Raw genomic sequence first — 15,536 nt, forward strand, 5'->3', positions numbered from 1 at the left:
CCCTTACTTCCCCGCGACCAGCACCTTCACGCCACGGTCTTCAAGGGATTTGATGGCCTCGTCCGGGATGCCCGCATCGGTCACGATGTACTGCACCTGGTCGAGGTCGCAAATTTTAGCGATGCCCCGCTTGCCGATCTTCGTGTGATCGGCGAGCACCACCACATTTTGCGCCGTCTCGATCATCTTCTGGTTCAGGCCGGCCTCCGTCAGGTTGCTGATCGACAGCCCAAAGTCGAAATCGATGCCGTCCACGCCGATAAACAGCACGCCGCACGAGATATGGTCGAGAATGTACTCGGCATAGGAGCCGGCCACCGACGACGAGTTCTGGCGGATCAACCCGCCCAATTGCAGCACCTCCACGTTTGGCCGGTTGCTCAGTTCCAGCGTCACTTTCACGGCCGGCGTGATCACCGTAATCTGTTTCGTAGGATGCAGACAGCGCGCCAGCTCGAACACCGTCGTGCCCGAGCCGATCATGATCGAATCGGTTTCCCGGATCAGGCCAATCGCCTCACGGGCAATGCTCTGCTTTTCGTCGGAGTTAATAAATTCCTTCTCGTTGATCGGCCGCTCCACGGCATAGGGGTTGTTGAGCGACCCGCCTCCGTGCGTCCTGAACAGCAGATTTTTGTCTTCGAGCAATTTCAGGTCCTTCCGGATGGTTACCCCCGAAACCTGCATTTGCTCCGAAAGCTGTATGATACTCACCGTACCAGCCCTTTTGAGCTCCTGCAAAATGAATTGATGCCTTTCCGTAATAGTCATGTCGGTACACTTTGGAAGCAAGTATAACAATTGTTGGCCGAACGGGGAAAGCTTAGCAGTAAACTAGCCGCCCGCTCATCCCATGTGTATGGTTTTCCATTCTAAAACATCCTTCATAAAAGGCGCAAACCGGGCATAATACTACTAAACAGCACATATTATCATATCATTATCATTCATGCGCACAAGTTTCAAAAAGTTTAATAATGTTTAATTTTGTTTAAATAATTTAATTTCATTTTGTTTGTATGGCATTCAAACTTCGATATTTCCAATTCATTATGCCTGATATTCCTATTTGACCATCCCGACGCCGCTTGAATTCCTAAACCGACCCCACATGACACCGACTACACCGTTTGACCGCATCGGACTTCCCCGACATCTCGCCTGGGGTTACCTGGGCATCCTGATCTTCATGATGGGCGACGGCGTGGAGCAAGGCTGGCTCAGCCCCTACCTCCTCGACCGCGGCATGACCATCCAGCAATCCGCATCGCTGTTTACCGTTTACGGCATTACCATCGCGGTTTCGTCCTGGTTTTCGGGCGTGCTAGCGGAAGGGTATGGGCCGCGTAAGGCCATGCTGATGGGCATTTTGCTATACATTATCGGCACGGTTGGTTTTGTAGGGCTTGGGATGGGATCGCTCAATTATCCCGTGATGCTGCTTACCTATGCGGTGCGGGGATTCGGGTATCCGTTGTTTGCCTATTCCTTTCTCGTCTGGATCACCTACCGCACGCCCGGGCACGCGCTTGGCCGCGCCGTGGGCTGGTTCTGGTTTGTTTTCACGGGCGGGCTCAATGTGTTCGGCGCCTATTATTCGAGCTGGGCCATCGAGCGCATTGGTTACCAGAATACGCTGTGGAGTTCGATATTCTGGGTGTCGGTCGGGGCATTTTTTGCATTGGTCCTGAACAAAGACCAGTTCGTTCCCTCAGGGCACGCGGCCGGTAAGGCCAAGGAGCTGCTGAAAGGCCTCACGATCATGCGCGAGGAGCCCAAAGTGCTGATCGGAGGCATTGTCAGGATCATTAATACCACGGCGCAATTCGCGTTTCCCGTGTTTTTGCCTACTTATATGGCGGCGCACGGGCTTTCTACGCAGGAATGGCTGTGGATATGGGGCACTATTTTCACCAGCAACATCATTTTCAACCTCATATTCGGCTTTGTGGGCGACAGGCTGGGCTGGCAAAACACGATCATGTGGTTCGGCGGGGTCGGGTGCGGCATCAGCACATTGCTTTTCTACTATTCCCCGGCGCTTTTCGACGGTAACTTCTGGCTGATCCTCATTCCCGGCATTTTATGGGGCGGCTTGCTGGCTGGTTATGTACCACTGTCGGCATTGGTTCCTTCGTTGGTAAGGGAGGAAAAAGGTGCTGCCATGGCCATCCTGAACCTCGGCGCTGGCCTGCCGGTGTTCATCGGCCCGGCGATAGTGGGCCTGTTCATCGGCACGATCGGCAGCGAAGGCGTGGCGTGGACGCTCGCGATCCTGTACTTCGTCAGCGCGGTGCTCACGCGCTTCATCACGCTACCCGAACCGGACCATGTCGCCACCAGTGAATCGGAAACCGTCAGCAGTGGCCTTGGATAACCGGTTCCAAACCACTCCCGACATTGAAATACATTCCAATACCAAAGGAAAACGACCACACAAACATGAAAATCCTGATTACCGCGCCCTATCACGACAAAGCACAGCAAGTATTGAAAGAGCATTTCGGAGAGGTTATTTACAAACCGTGGAAATTGCAGGAGCGCGCCTACAATGAAGCTGAGCTAAGCGCATTGCTACGCGAAACCGGCGCCGATGCCCTCATTACCGAGCACGACCACGTTACACCGGCCGTGATCACGGCATTTCCCGGGCTGCAATTTATCGGCGTGTGCCGCGGAACGCCGTCCAATGTGGCCGTAGCAACCGCCACGTCACTGGGCATTCCGGTTTTCAACACGCCCGCCCGCAATGCGCAGGCCGTGGCGGAAATGTTCATCGCCAACCTGATCACCCTCATGCGCAACACACTTGCCGGCATTGCCTGGCTGAAAGGCGGGCATTGGGAGGCCGGCGCGCATACTTCCTATTTGCAGTTCAAAGGGAATGAAATTGCGGGAAAAACCATCGGGATGGTCGGTTTTGGGGCGGTTGGACAAACTATTGCGAACCTGGTGAAACATTTTCCGGCGCAAATCTTATACTATGATCCGTTTTACACTTCGGACGATCCTGACTATCAAAAGGTGAGCCTGGAAGACGTTTTCCGCCTCAGCGATGTCGTGTCCATTCATTTGCCCGTCACCCCGGAAACCGAAGGCATGATCGGTGCGGAATTGATTGGTTTGATGAAAAAAGATGCCATTTTCGTGAATACGGCGCGTGCCGTGGTAGTGCAGCGCGAGGTGTTACTGGCCGCTATCGAAAGCCATGCCATCCGCGGCGCGATCCTCGACGTTTTCGACCATGAACCGCCTGATGCACTGGATTATCGCCTCATTCATCACCAAAACGTGCTTGCCACGCCGCACATTGCCGGGGCTACTTTTGAGGTGGAAGATCACCACGCCGACATTATGAACAAAGCCCTGCTCGGCTTTTATAAGGAGGGCAACCGCAACGTCCGCCAGCTCGTGAACCGCGGGGAATTGTCTGCCAAAACCCATTAATTCCTAAATCCATGACATTGAAACCGGCATACCTCGTGGCCGACATCGGGACCGGCAACGTGCGCGTGGCCATCGCCGATACTTCCGGCACGATCCTGGGCGTAGCGAGCGGCGACATGCGGTACGAAAAGGATGTCCATTATCCAGAATCCATTTTTTTCGACCCTAATGCCCTCTGGGTACAGATCAAAAACCTCGCGAAGGATGCATTGGCCCAGGCCGGACCGGTAACCGTTACGGCCATCACCGCTACGAGCCAGCGCGAGGGCATTGTGGCGCTCGACGGAGCCGGCAACCCGCTCCTCGGCATGCCCAATATCGACCACCGCGGCCGCGAATGGGAGGGCGCCACACCCGACAAACACGAAATTTACGCCCTCACCGGCCGCTATCCTACGTCGCTTTTTTCGGCATTGAAACTCGTAGGGCTTCGCAACCGGCGCCCGGAGATTTGGCAAAAGGTGTCGGCGATCGTCAGCATCAGCGACTGGGCGCAATATATGTTCGGCGGGAAGCTGGGCTATGAGCACTCGCAAGCCTCGGAAACCTTGCTGTACGATGTCGCCAGAGGCGAATGGTCGGAACGGCTTTGCGCGAAATTCGGGCTGAACGCCTCGCTGCTGCCGTCGCTTGTGCATTCGGGCTCCATTCTGGGCCGGGTGCTTCCGGAAACGGCCCGCGAGTTGGGCATCGCAGATTCGGCTGTTGTGGTGGTGGGCGGCTCAGACACGCAGCTGGCCATTATGAGCATGGCGCCCTCCGTGGAAGACATCGTGATCGTTTCCGGCACCACCACGCCCATTATCAAAATTGCCAGTCACTACCTTACCGACCCGCACGAGCGCACCTGGACCAACCGGCATACCGACAACGCCAGCTTCCTGCTCGAAGCGAACGCGGGCGTCACCGGCCTGAACTACCAGCGCCTCAAAGAGATTTTTTATCCCAATGAACCCTACGAACAGATCGAAACCGAAGTAGCGGCCATTCGCGACACGCATTGTGTGGCTGCGCTGGGCTCGCTGCTTGCGGGAGAGCAGGCACCGCTGACCCGCGGTGGGTTCGTTTTCAACACGCCGGTTTCGCACCAGCTTAGCCGGGCCCATTTCGTGTGGGCTACCCTGTGGGACATCGCGTGCAGCATTGCCGAAAACTATCAGGTCCTGCGCGAAGTAGCCCGCCACGACCGGGACTACGTGTGGATGTGCGGCGGCGGCGTCCAAAGCAAGCTGCTCAGGCAATTTATTGCCAATTTGTTGGGTAAAAAAGTAATGATCCGCACCAACTACCGCCAGGCCTCGGTCTCGGGCGGCGTGGTGGTGTGTAACAATGCATCAGGCATTCCGAACAGCGCACCGCGAACGCTGGAAGTTACCGAACCGGACGGCGATGCGATTTATGCCGGGTGGTATGAAGACTGGAAGTGCGCCAGGCGTGCATTCAAGTCGTCGCATTGACATTAAACCCTTCATTTTCAATAATATCGTTCAATGCAGGCATATTTCATAGGAATTGACGTGGGCACGCAGGGTGTGCGGGTGGTAATGCTCGATAACACGGGCAGCACGATCGGCAGCAGCGAGCAGATTTTCCCGCTCACGCCAGGCTCGCGTGAGGAGCAGTCGCCGGCGGTATGGTGGGAAGCGGTGTGGGAATGCCTGCAAAAATTGCTGCATGCAGCCCGCGGGAACATTGACCTGAATGCGGTAAAGGCCGTTTCCGTCACATCCACATCCGGCACGGTAATCCCGCTCGGCGACAACCACGAACCCCTGCATAAAGCATTGATGTACTCTGACACCCGCCCTGCCGAAGAAGGAAAGCATTGCCGCGAGCTGGCACTTCGCTACCATGCGGAGGGTTACACGGGTTTCAATGCGTCGAGCGGTTTGTCAAAAATGGTTTGGTATTCCAAACATTACCCTGAAAACGCAGCGCGGATCAAAACCTGGGTTCATGCGGCGGATTTTATCATCGGGAAACTCTGCGGCGATTACTCAGTCACGGACTTCACGAATGCATTGAAATCGGGCTTCGACGTCGGCTCCGGTGAATGGCCGTCGTGGCTCACGGAGCATCTGCCGCTACACAAGGATTGGTTTCAAAAAGTGGTTCCTTCGGGTACGACCATCGGTAATTTGCTCCCGGACCTGCGTGAAAGTCTTGGCCTGGGCCCTATTCGCGTGATAGCAGGCATGACCGACGGCTGCGCGTCGCAAGTCGCTTCCGGTGCCGTGCAACCCGGCGACTGGAACACGACCATCGGCACAACGCTCGTAGTGAAAGGCGTCACGATCCGCGAGGTCCGCGATCCCGAAGGCCGCCTTTACAGCCACCGGCACCCCGAAGGCTACTGGATGCCCGGCGGTGCAGGCAATATCGGCGCCGATTGGGTGTCCGCCGGCTTTGCCGACGACCTGGCCGCGCTCAACACGGCGGCTGCCAGCCTCATCCCCACCGGACTGATCGCCTACCCGCTCCTGCAAGCCGGCGAGCGATTTCCGTTCATTGCGCCGCAGGCACGCGGGTTTGCACCTGCCGATGCCAGCCGGGAAGCTACATTCGCCGCCAATATGGAAGGCGTGGCATTTGTGGAGCGGTATGCCTACGAAATGATCGAAAAACTCTCGCGGGAAGTGGTGAAGGCAGTGTACACGGCCGGCGGCGGCAGCAACAGCGATGTGTGGCTGCGCATCCGCGCCAACGTCCTGAACAGGCCCGTACACAAATGCGGTAATGTGACCGGCGCGGCAGGAGCGGCGATTGTAGCCGCCGCAGGCTCGCATTTCGGGACGCTTTCCGAAGCCGCACGGGCGATGACACGCATTGAAAGCACCGTGTACCCCGAGCCCGCATTGGCAGAAGCCTACCGGCAGCAATACCGGAATTTTATCCAAACTTTAACCGAAAAAGGATTTATAGCAGGGCCTGTGCCCGTAACCCACTGATCATGCTTCAAGTGTATCTGCTCCGCCACGGAGAAACGTTCTGGAATGCCGACGGCAACCGCTACTGCGGCGCTACCGACATCGGTCTCACTCCCAAAGGCCTCGAACAGGCCCGCGAGGCCGCGACATTGCTTCAAAACATAGCATTCGACGCCGTTTACACCTCCCCGCTTCAACGGGCGCACCACACGGCTACCATCGCTTCGGGCCATTACCCTGGCATAATCGTAGATGAGCGGCTTACGGAGGCTTCGTTCGGGGAATGGGAAGGCAAAACGCGGGCGGAGTTCATTGCCGAAAATCCGGCACTCTGGGACGCCTGGGCGCAGGAGCCCGATTACGTGCGCGCCGGCGGCACCGGCGAAACGGCCGTAGAGATCGTGACGCGCGTGGATGATTTTTTTAATGAAATACTGGAAAAACACCCGAATGGCACCGTGCTCGTAGTGGCGCACAATGCGGTGAACCGCTTTTATATGGCCTGGAAACTGGGGATGCCGCTCAAAAATTACCGGCAGATCGTCCAGGAAAACTCCTCGGTGACTTTGTTCAGCCTTGATGCGCAAGGTGAATTCAGCCTTTTAAAACTCAACTGTCGCTCCTGATCTTATTGTTTTTATGAAACCAAAACTCCTTAATTACCTGGCGCTCACCGCAATGCTTACTCTTGCCAGTGCCGCGGGCGGCCTTGCGCAGGACCGGCTTAATGTTCTGAAAATCAAAACGGCGAAGGACCTGCATGCCTATTTCAAATATACAGGCAACGACCCGGTGCTCATTGCCGGGCACCGCGGCGGGATGGTGACAGGGTTTCCTGAAAACTCCATCGCCACCTTCGAAAATACGTTGAAGCACACGCCGGCGTTTTTCGAAATAGACCCGCGCCTGACGAAAGACAGCGTAATGGTACTCATGCACGACGCCACGCTCGACCGCACCACCACCGGCACGGGCAAGCTTTCGAACTATACTTACGAAGAGCTCAAAAAATTCAGGCTCAAAGACGCAGAGGGCAACGTTACCGATTTCCCCATTCCGACATTATCCGAGGTGATTGAATGGGCGCGCGGCAAAACGGTCCTTAACCTCGATCATAAGGACGTACCCCTGGCCATGACCGCCGCGCTGATCCGCAAGCACAAAGCCGATGCATTTGTAATGCTCACCGTGCACAGCGCCGCCGAAATGCAGTATTACTTATCTCAAAACAAAAACCACACCTTCTCCGCATTCATCCGCAACAGGAAGGAGTACGAGGATTACGAAAAAGCCAACGCACCATTCAGCCAGATGATTGCCTACATCGGGCCGCACGTAAAGCCCGAAAACAAGGCATTGTACGAACTGCTCAACAAAAAAGGCACGATGTGCATGATCTCCGCGGCATCGTCCTACGACAAACTGAAAACCGCCGATGAACGCAAGGCCGCCTACCAGGCGATTGCAAAAGACGGGGCGTCCATCCTGGAATCCGATTTGCCCATCGAAGCAGCCGAAGCCGTGAAAGAATACACACAAAAGGCGCATTCGAAACAGCGCTTCTTCGGCAAAAAGTAGTCCGATCCGCATTGACGCACGAGCGCTACCAGTCAAAATCCCTGTACAACGGCGGACGCTCCTGTCCGCTTTTGAACAGGGATTTTTGCTGAAACAGGCTCAAACTCAATGCAAATGACGTTTCAGATAACTGGCAGGATATTTTACATACAGAAATGGATTAAATAACCGCTAACCAATTCTCATGAGACGAAGCGATTTGGGTGAATTTGAAGAAATCGTATTGCTGGCTGTGGCCGCACTGGCCCCGGGCGCCTACTCGGTGAGCATTGCCGAAGAGCTCGAAAGCGAAACAGGCCAGACCGTGAGCACCGGCGCCGTACACGCCGCCTTGCAGCGCCTGGAACAGAAGGGTTACCTGCATTCTCATTTGGGCGAGGCCACGCAGGAGCGCGGCGGACGCCGCAAACGGCTCTTTACCGTTACCGCTTACGGCGGCAAAGTGCTCCACGAGGCACGCACCGTGCGAAACAGCCTCTGGAACCGCATTGCACCGACGGAATTATCCAAAATGGGCCTCGATTTTTCAAACAGCTGACCTATGCGACCACCACTCCCACCCCGCTGGCTCGATAAGCTGGCCACGCGCATTTGCGCCCCGCACCTGCGCGAAGAATTGCTGGGCGACCTGCACGAACGCTACGCCCTGCGCCACCGGCGTGGCGGCGCGCGCAAGGCGAATTTCTTTTTTGCCCGCGAGGTTGCCGCATTGCTCCGGCCCTCGATCATGAGGCGGAAACCGGCGGCTTATGGCGCGCCGTCTGCATTCAGCGGCGATATGCTGCGGAATTATTTCAAAATCGGTTCGCGTGTGTTGCTCAAAAACAGCGGCTATTCGCTGATTCACCTCACCGGACTTTCGATCGGGCTTTGGGCTTGCATGATGGTGGCTACGGTGGTGATCGACAGCCTTTCGTACGACCGACAGTGGAGCAGGAAAGATGATATTTACCGGATCGTCACCCGGAACAGTATGGGTACCGGGTTTTCTGAGCGCAATTCGTCTTCGCCCATCGGGACTGGCGCCGAAACTGCAAAGTGATTACGCGGAAGTGCAGTCATGGTCGTCGGTGGACACGCATGAGCGGCATTTCAAAATACAGCCGGGAGATGATGCGGCCGTTAATACGAGTTTGCTCACTGCCGACACGTCCATCCACAGGATCTTGGACCTGAAACTGCTTGCGGGTAGTTTTAAACACAGCACGGAGAATCAATGGAGCCTGCTCGTGACGCGGTCCTATGCCGCCCGGGTGTTCCCCGGCCAGGACCCGGTCGGGAAGGTCATTCACGACATCCCGACATTCAGTTCGGAGCCGACACCCTATGAAATTACCGGACTGATCGAGGACCTGCCTTACAACAGCCACCTTCGCGCGGAGGCGATCAGGTTCAAGGCTTCCAAGCCGGAAGTCCTTTCCAACACGGGATTCATGACATTCGGGCACAATTACATCCTGCTCAAACCCGGCACGGATATAGAAGCATTCACAAGCAAGGTGAATGCCTGGTACACGCGGTTTATGAACAACAATGGCCGCGAGCAGTTCGAATTCCAGCCCATGAAGGACATTTACCTGCATTCCGACTTTGCCAGCGGACAAAGCGTGAAAGCGAACATCCGCACAATCTACATTTTTGCCGGCGTGGCATTGCTGCTGCTCTTCATTGCCTGCGTTAATTTCGTCAACCTCAGCACGGCCAAAGCATTCGCACGGGTGAAAGAGGCCGGCGTGCGCAAGGTACTCAGCGGATCGAGGACGCAGCTTGTCATGCAGTTGCTGACTGAAACGCTGCTGCTGTTCGGTATATCGGTCGGCATAGCCGTGTTTGCCTACTATTTCACATTGGAGCTCGTCGAGAACTTCCTCGACCACCGGCTGATGCTCACTTTTACCTCCAACGCGGCGATGGCCGGCGGGGCGGTGATCATGTTCTTCCTCACTGGGTTACTCACAGGGCTATACCCTGCCTGGATCATTTCAGGTTTCAAACCTGCCAATACTTTACGCGGCATGTTCACGGTGTCGCTCGGGCAAACCGGCCTTCGCAAAACGCTTGTTGTGGCGCAGTTTTCCATTTCGGTCATTGTGCTGCTGGCCACCATTGTGGTATGGCAGCAACTCGATCTGATGAAAAACAAGGCACTCGGCTACGATAAAAAGAACCTGATCGGCATCGAGCAAATATCTTGGAACGGCAAGGGTGAAGCATTTAAAAATGAATTGCACCGCATACCAGGCGTGGTGCATAGCAGTTTGAGCATGTGGATGCCCACGGAGGGCGGCGGCTATATGCAGCGCAACGTCGACGATCCGGCCCAGGCAGGCCGCCACATCCGTGTCTGGTACATTGCGGGCGATGTGGATTTGCCCGTTACCCTGGGATTGAAACTTGTGAAAGGCCGCATGTTCAGCGACCGCTTTGCCGATGCGCTCAACGCCGATTCGTTACGAAAAGCGAACCCGGAGCAGTTCGAAAACGCCCAGATGAACCAGAATTCACTCATGACGGCCACAGCAGCCAAAATGCTGCGTATCAAACAGCTGGATGCCCACGCCAAAATCGCCAGCTCGGCACCCGTGGGTGTGGTCGGCGACTTTCACAACGAATCGCTTTATGAGCCGATGAAGCCCACGCTCATCCTCGCCCAAAAAGCCCCCGAATACGCGGGCATGCTGATCCGCATTCAACCCAACACCGAAAAACAGGTGACGGCGGGCGTTCAAAAACTCTGGAACCGGTTTTTTCCCGAAAAACTGCTTCGTATTAACAACATTGAAGACCAACTCACCCGACAATACGAAGCAGAATCCAAACTTCACGACCTCTTCCTCTTTTTCAGCGGCCTTACGATGTTTCTTTCGGCATTGGGCATATTCGGACTTGTCGTGCAGGCGGCTGAGCAGCGGGCGAAAGAAGTAGGCATCCGCAAGGTGCTGGGTGCTTCGGTAGCAGGTATTGTGGGGTTAATTTCAAAAGATTTTGTCAAACTGGTGGTCGTCGCGATCGTGCTGGCCTCGCCGCTGGCGTGGTATGCCTTGCAGCAATGGCTGAAAAACTATCCCTACCGGACGGAAATCAGCTGGTGGGTGTTTGCCGTCGCCGGCGTGGTGGTGGTCGCCGTGACGGTCGGGACGGTGAGCTTCCAGGCTATCCGCGCCGCCACGGCCGATCCGATACGGAGCCTTCGCAACGAGTAACCGGCATTTGAGTAATGCATTTAGGGAATTAAAGAACAGCGATGCCACTTTAATTCCCCATTTTTTATACTACAAACACTTTTCGAACGGTAGTTTTCAGTTAGCATGACAATTGCATAATCGCTGTCAGCACCAAAACTACATTCGTAATGCAAATGCTGTCCGGCCTGGGCAAAGCCCGATATGTACCCCTCCTGATCCTTTTTACGCTTGCCATCATGCAATCCTGCCGGAAAAACCCGAAGGAAATGACTAACGCGGAACTCGCGGAGGCCATCGGCAGCAAGGATACTTACCAGGAGCTCCTCACCGCCGCCGCGAAAGCAGGCGTAGACACGAGGAAATTTGAAGCCGGCAGCGGCACCGCACCCGTTTTCGCATTACTGGAAGAGGTTGCATTCGGCCACAAGCCAACCATCCGCTTCACCCAGAAAAAAGTAAAGGCCGACACGCTGCTGATCCGCAATGCGGCCGAAGATTTGGTAAAAGGCCAGTCGGTGGAAAAAGTGCTGGAAAAGCTGGAACCGGTATTTCCGGTTTACAACAACCTCAAAATCCATTACGACCGGCTTTTGAAAGCCCAAAAGAAGGATAGCGCCGCCTATGTGGCCCAAACCCTGAATGCATACCGCTGGATTCACCGGCAGATCCAGGGCTCACCGCGCTTTGTGCTTGTGAATATCCGCGGCGCATACCTCACCGCCATGGACTCGGCCGGACAGAATGTACTCACCATGCGCACCGTCGTAGGCAAGCGCGATACGCCTACGCCCACCATCGACACCTACGCGACGAGCATTGTAACGCACCCGTACTGGAACGTTCCCAAGAGCATCGCCATCAAGGAAATATTTCCCAAAGCCGCCGCCGACCCCGAATACCTGAGCAGAAACCGCATTCAGGTAATTGGTAAAGATGGGCAGGCAATTGATCCGCAGGAGCTGGATTGGGGCGACCTTACAGCCGAAAAATTCCCCTACCGCTTCCGGCAGGAGACCGGCGAGGACAATTCGCTGGGATTGCTGAAAGTGGAGATAAAAAACCCGCTGGCGATTTACCTGCACGATACGAATGCACGGTATTTGTTCAAAAGCGGCCAGCGCTGGCGCAGCCACGGGTGCGTGCGCGTGCAGTATCCGACCGACCTAGCCAATTACATGGCAGGTTCCAAATTGCTCGACAGTGATTTCATGACCGAGCCGGATTCCGTGTCGCACCCGCCGAAATGGCATAAGCTGCAAGTACGGATTCCCGTTTTTCTGCTCTATTTACCGGCAGACTGCAATCCGAAAGGCGACCTGATGTACTTCCCGGACGTCTACAAGCGCGAAACCCCCAATGCCTGAACATCAGTCACTGCTTCCATGCCCGCAAGCAATGCAGATTTTTCGAGGTAATGCTGGTCGCCGGAGTAGATAAAAAGGCCGGCGCCATTGTAAAGGAGATTGATCACCTTTTTGGAATCGGCGATGGAAACGGCGGGACAGCCGAGGCTGCGGCCGAGTCTGCCGGTGTTTTTGATAAATGCTTCGCTTACATAATCCGCGCCGTGCATGACGATGGCGCGTTCGAGGGCACGGTCGTTAATGCCTTTTTCGAGGCCTTCGAGGCGAAGCGAAAGCCCGTGCTTGCCCTGGTAGGTCCCCAAAGTTTTGTAAAAACCCAAACTCGATTGATAAGAGGAATTTACATTTGAAAAACGCTCAGCAAACTCGTTACCCGAGTTCCGGCCGTGTGCCACGTAAGTGTTATAAAGCAGCTTCTTTTTAAGTAAGTCAATGACATACAGCCGCTTATTACGTGACGATTGCGTAAAGTCGCAGATCGCCATGATCGGATTGTCGAGCTTCATCTTCTGAAACCCAAACCATGCATAATGGAATGCACGTTCCGACAACCCCTGTTTTTTAAGGTCCAGCGAATCATACAACGACATCCATTCAGGACGGGTATTGGCCGAATCGGCGTTAGCGACCGGCGCTTTTGTGGTGGTGGAGTGATTCGAAAGTGAGTCGGCCCGGTGCACACCCAGTGAAATGCCTGCTGCTATCAACACCGCTGCCAGAGCCCCATGCGCTTTTGTCATTTCTTATTGTTTTGTTAAGGTCAAATGCTTCAAAATCAATCAAGAAGAGGTGCCGTTAAACGACCCCAACTTAACAGCCCTGAAAACGCAAATGGTTCCGAAAAATTTCAGAACCATTTGCAACACGTTAATAATCAATAAGTTATTTCTTCTCAATTCCCGCCAAAACCCGCCCTATATCATTTGCCCGGGCCATATAAGAAAGGCTGGCATCGAAATCACGACCGTCGATGGCTTCTTTGAATTTTTTCAATAGCTCGATGTAATCGCCCAATGCCTTGGAAACGTTCTTCTTGTTCTGGTCGAAAATCGGGGCCCACATTTGCGGCGAGCTTTTCGCGAGGCGGACTGTTGAAGAAAAACCGGTACTAGCCATGTCGAAGATCGCGCGCTCGTCGCGCTCCTTGTCCAGCACCGTCATACCCAATGCAAATGAGCTGATATGGCTCAGGTGCGACACGTAGGCAAGGTGTAAATCGTGCTCTACGGGCTTCATATAATGGATTTTCATGCCCACATCGCGCAGGAAGGTTTCCACAAGCCCAAGCGAATCGGGATGACTTTTTTCCTTGTCGCAAATAATCACGTTTTTACCCTCCAAAAGCTCTCGGAATGCTGCGCCGGGGCCCGAATTTTCGGTACCGGCCATCGGGTGCGCGGCTACGAACTGGCCACGTTTCGGATGTTTATCCACGAGTTTGCAGATCAATTCCTTCGTCGAGCCCAGGTCGGTGATCGTCCGGCCGTCGGGCAGGTGATCGAGCATGTAGGGCAATAATTTGGTAATGGCGTCAACCGGCGTCGCGAGCACATTCAGCTCCGACACCTGCAATGCCTCGTCGAGCGTCAGGATCTCGTCCACGATCCCTTTCGCCAATGCTATTTTCTGATTAACCGACGAGTTGTCCACCCCCACGAATTTCACGTGCGGGTATTTCTCGCGCAGTCCCAGGGCAAACGACCCGCCCAGCAAGCCGACCCCTATGATACTGATTATCATTATTTTGAATTTAAAATATCAATCACTATTACCCTTTGATCCGCTCCACGGCTTCCCAAATCCTTTCTTTGGGCATGCACAATGACAAACGGATGTAACGCTGGCCCTTGGGACCGAAAATGAAGCCCGGCGCGATAAATACATGCTTCTCAACCAGCAAAGCATTCACCAGCTGCTCGGCCGACTCGGTCGTTTCGGGCAGCTTGCCCCACAGGAACATACCTTCCTGCTTGTTGTCCCAGGTGCAGCCCAATGCGCTCAGAAACGCCTCCGAAGCCTCCAAACGGCCCTGGTACACGGCATTGCGTTCGGCGTGCCACTCCGGCGAGTTGCCCAGAGCCGCTGCCGCAGCCTGCTGCATCGCGAAAAACATCCCCGAATCGACATTGCTCTTGATCGTCAGCACGGCACTGATGTACTCCTTCGCGCCTGCAATCCATCCGAGCCGCCAGCCGGCCATATTGTGCGATTTGCTCATCGAATTCAGCTCAATCGCCACTTCCTTCGCGCCCTCGACGGACAGCAGACTAATCGGCTCCTTTTTATTGAGGATCAGGCTGTAAGGATTGTCGTGGCACAGCAGAATGCGATGTTTTTTGGCAAATGCAACGGCCGCTTCGAACAGCTCACGCGTAGCAGGCGCGCCTGTGGGCATGTGGGGGTAATTGAGCCACATGATCTTCGTTTTGGGCGTAACGAGGCTTTCCATCGCATTCCAGTCGGGCTGCCAGCCGAAATCCTCGCGCAGCGGGTACTCCTTCACTACGCCACCCACCATCTGGCTCACGGCGCGGTAGGCCGGGTAGCCGAGCTCGGGCACAAGTACTTCGTCGCCCGGATCGAGGAACGTGAGTGAAATATGGGTAATGCCCTCTTTGGAGCCAATGAGCGGCAATATTTCGGTATTCGGATCGAGTGTTACGCCATAGGTACGATAATAATAGTCTGCTACTGATTTTCTGAAAGCGGGGGTGCCTGTATAAGGCTGATAACCATGCGCCTGCGGTTGATAGGCAGCGGTTGTCAATGCTTCCAGAGTTTCTACTGAGGGCATCATATCCGGGTTTCCGATCCCGAGATTAATGACGTCATGCCCTTCGGCAATCAGCTTGCGCACTTCGGCCAGCTTCACCGAAAAATAGTATTCCGATGTCTGCCTGGTGCGCTGTGCAGTTTCTATGATCATTATAATGATTAAATTGTGCTTTTAGCCCTTGGCTATCAGCGGTTAAAACGCCCGTCCGGAACAGCCCGGCGAAACGGGGCGCAATTTACGACAAATTCCCGACGCGACG

14 protein-coding genes are annotated in these 15,536 nt (G+C 54.9%); 10 read left to right on the forward strand and 4 right to left on the reverse strand.

Translation table 11 applies throughout. From position 1 onward, the window contains the following. Nucleotides 1-3: 3 nt before the first annotated feature. Complete coding sequence (locus tag DFER_RS15485; RefSeq protein ID WP_015812588.1) at nucleotides 4-771, reverse strand: DeoR/GlpR family DNA-binding transcription regulator; 768 nt, start codon at nucleotides 769-771, stop codon at nucleotides 4-6. 340 nt (nucleotides 772-1,111) lie between these two features. On the opposite strand from DFER_RS15485, the gene DFER_RS15490 reads away from it, so the two are divergent. From DFER_RS15490 to DFER_RS15530, 10 genes are all read left to right on the forward strand, one after another. After that, nucleotides 1,112-2,377, forward strand: a complete 1,266-nt coding sequence (locus DFER_RS15490; RefSeq protein ID WP_015812589.1) for an MFS transporter — start codon at nucleotides 1,112-1,114, stop codon at nucleotides 2,375-2,377. Between the two features lie 65 nt (nucleotides 2,378-2,442). Further along, nucleotides 2,443-3,447: a 2-hydroxyacid dehydrogenase gene (locus DFER_RS15495; RefSeq protein WP_015812590.1), complete on the forward strand. Its 1,005-nt coding sequence runs from the start codon at nucleotides 2,443-2,445 to the stop codon at nucleotides 3,445-3,447. A gap of 11 nt (nucleotides 3,448-3,458) precedes the next feature. Then, nucleotides 3,459-4,904: an FGGY-family carbohydrate kinase gene (locus DFER_RS15500; RefSeq protein WP_015812591.1), complete on the forward strand. Its 1,446-nt coding sequence runs from the start codon at nucleotides 3,459-3,461 to the stop codon at nucleotides 4,902-4,904. A 33-nt stretch (nucleotides 4,905-4,937) separates the two neighbouring features. Next, nucleotides 4,938-6,395 (forward strand): FGGY-family carbohydrate kinase, encoded by a 1,458-nt coding sequence (locus DFER_RS15505; protein ID WP_015812592.1) that lies wholly within the window; start codon nucleotides 4,938-4,940, stop codon nucleotides 6,393-6,395. Nucleotides 6,396-6,397: 2 nt separating this feature from the next. Next, nucleotides 6,398-7,000: a histidine phosphatase family protein gene (locus DFER_RS15510; RefSeq protein WP_015812593.1), complete on the forward strand. Its 603-nt coding sequence runs from the start codon at nucleotides 6,398-6,400 to the stop codon at nucleotides 6,998-7,000. Between the two features lie 13 nt (nucleotides 7,001-7,013). Beyond that, entirely contained in the window at nucleotides 7,014-7,952 is a 939-nt protein-coding gene (locus tag DFER_RS15515; protein WP_015812594.1) for a glycerophosphodiester phosphodiesterase family protein, read from the forward strand. Nucleotides 7,953-8,136: 184 nt separating this feature from the next. Beyond that, nucleotides 8,137-8,490, forward strand: coding sequence for a PadR family transcriptional regulator (locus DFER_RS15520; protein ID WP_015812595.1), 354 nt, complete (start codon nucleotides 8,137-8,139; stop codon nucleotides 8,488-8,490). Between the two features lie 3 nt (nucleotides 8,491-8,493). After that, nucleotides 8,494-8,994 (forward strand): permease prefix domain 2-containing transporter, encoded by a 501-nt coding sequence (locus tag DFER_RS30555; protein ID WP_229206013.1) that lies wholly within the window; start codon nucleotides 8,494-8,496, stop codon nucleotides 8,992-8,994. Then, nucleotides 8,894-11,155 carry an ABC transporter permease gene (locus DFER_RS15525; protein ID WP_229206014.1) on the forward strand — a complete coding sequence of 754 codons (2,262 nt, stop codon included), beginning with the start codon at nucleotides 8,894-8,896 and terminating at the stop codon, nucleotides 11,153-11,155. Before DFER_RS30555 ends, DFER_RS15525 begins: the two co-directional genes overlap by 101 nt. Nucleotides 11,156-11,304: 149 nt before the next feature. Further along, nucleotides 11,305-12,501 (forward strand): L,D-transpeptidase family protein, encoded by a 1,197-nt coding sequence (locus DFER_RS15530; protein ID WP_015812596.1) that lies wholly within the window; start codon nucleotides 11,305-11,307, stop codon nucleotides 12,499-12,501. Here DFER_RS15530 and DFER_RS15535 read toward each other — a convergent pair. From DFER_RS15535 to DFER_RS15545, 3 genes are all read right to left on the reverse strand, one after another. After that, entirely contained in the window at nucleotides 12,474-13,241 is a 768-nt protein-coding gene (locus tag DFER_RS15535; RefSeq protein ID WP_015812597.1) for a murein L,D-transpeptidase catalytic domain family protein, read from the reverse strand. The two genes, DFER_RS15530 and DFER_RS15535, sit on opposite strands and share 28 nt — an antisense overlap. A gap of 142 nt (nucleotides 13,242-13,383) precedes the next feature. After that, nucleotides 13,384-14,241, reverse strand: a complete 858-nt coding sequence (locus DFER_RS15540) for a prephenate dehydrogenase (RefSeq protein WP_015812598.1) — start codon at nucleotides 14,239-14,241, stop codon at nucleotides 13,384-13,386. Nucleotides 14,242-14,269: 28 nt separating this feature from the next. Next, on the reverse strand, nucleotides 14,270-15,427 hold the full coding sequence (locus tag DFER_RS15545) for a pyridoxal phosphate-dependent aminotransferase (RefSeq protein WP_015812599.1): 1,158 nt from the start codon (nucleotides 15,425-15,427) through the stop codon (nucleotides 14,270-14,272). Between the last annotated feature and the right edge of the window lie 109 nt (nucleotides 15,428-15,536).

Origin of the sequence: Dyadobacter fermentans DSM 18053, from assembly GCF_000023125.1 — a bacterium.
Lineage (GTDB): Bacteria > Bacteroidota > Bacteroidia > Cytophagales > Spirosomataceae > Dyadobacter > Dyadobacter fermentans.

Bases quoted from the DNA above. Each gene is read 5' to 3' on its own strand.
- DFER_RS15490 (WP_015812589.1), top strand. From the start codon at position 1,112: ATGACACCGACTACACCGTTTGACCGCATCGGACTTCCCCGACATCTC.
- DFER_RS15545 (WP_015812599.1), bottom strand. From the start codon at position 15,427: ATGATCATAGAAACTGCACAGCGCACCAGGCAGACATCGGAATACTAT.
- DFER_RS15520 (WP_015812595.1), top strand. From the start codon at position 8,137: ATGAGACGAAGCGATTTGGGTGAATTTGAAGAAATCGTATTGCTGGCT.
- DFER_RS15510 (WP_015812593.1), top strand. From the start codon at position 6,398: ATGCTTCAAGTGTATCTGCTCCGCCACGGAGAAACGTTCTGGAATGCC.
- DFER_RS15505 (WP_015812592.1), top strand. From the start codon at position 4,938: ATGCAGGCATATTTCATAGGAATTGACGTGGGCACGCAGGGTGTGCGG.
- DFER_RS15495 (WP_015812590.1), top strand. From the start codon at position 2,443: ATGAAAATCCTGATTACCGCGCCCTATCACGACAAAGCACAGCAAGTA.
- DFER_RS30555 (WP_229206013.1), top strand. From the start codon at position 8,494: ATGCGACCACCACTCCCACCCCGCTGGCTCGATAAGCTGGCCACGCGC.
- DFER_RS15530 (WP_015812596.1), top strand. From the start codon at position 11,305: ATGCAAATGCTGTCCGGCCTGGGCAAAGCCCGATATGTACCCCTCCTG.
- DFER_RS15515 (WP_015812594.1), top strand. From the start codon at position 7,014: ATGAAACCAAAACTCCTTAATTACCTGGCGCTCACCGCAATGCTTACT.
- DFER_RS15500 (WP_015812591.1), top strand. From the start codon at position 3,459: ATGACATTGAAACCGGCATACCTCGTGGCCGACATCGGGACCGGCAAC.
- DFER_RS15485 (WP_015812588.1), bottom strand. From the start codon at position 771: ATGACTATTACGGAAAGGCATCAATTCATTTTGCAGGAGCTCAAAAGG.
- DFER_RS15535 (WP_015812597.1), bottom strand. From the start codon at position 13,241: ATGACAAAAGCGCATGGGGCTCTGGCAGCGGTGTTGATAGCAGCAGGC.
- DFER_RS15525 (WP_229206014.1), top strand. From the start codon at position 8,894: ATGATATTTACCGGATCGTCACCCGGAACAGTATGGGTACCGGGTTTT.
- DFER_RS15540 (WP_015812598.1), bottom strand. From the start codon at position 14,241: ATGATAATCAGTATCATAGGGGTCGGCTTGCTGGGCGGGTCGTTTGCC.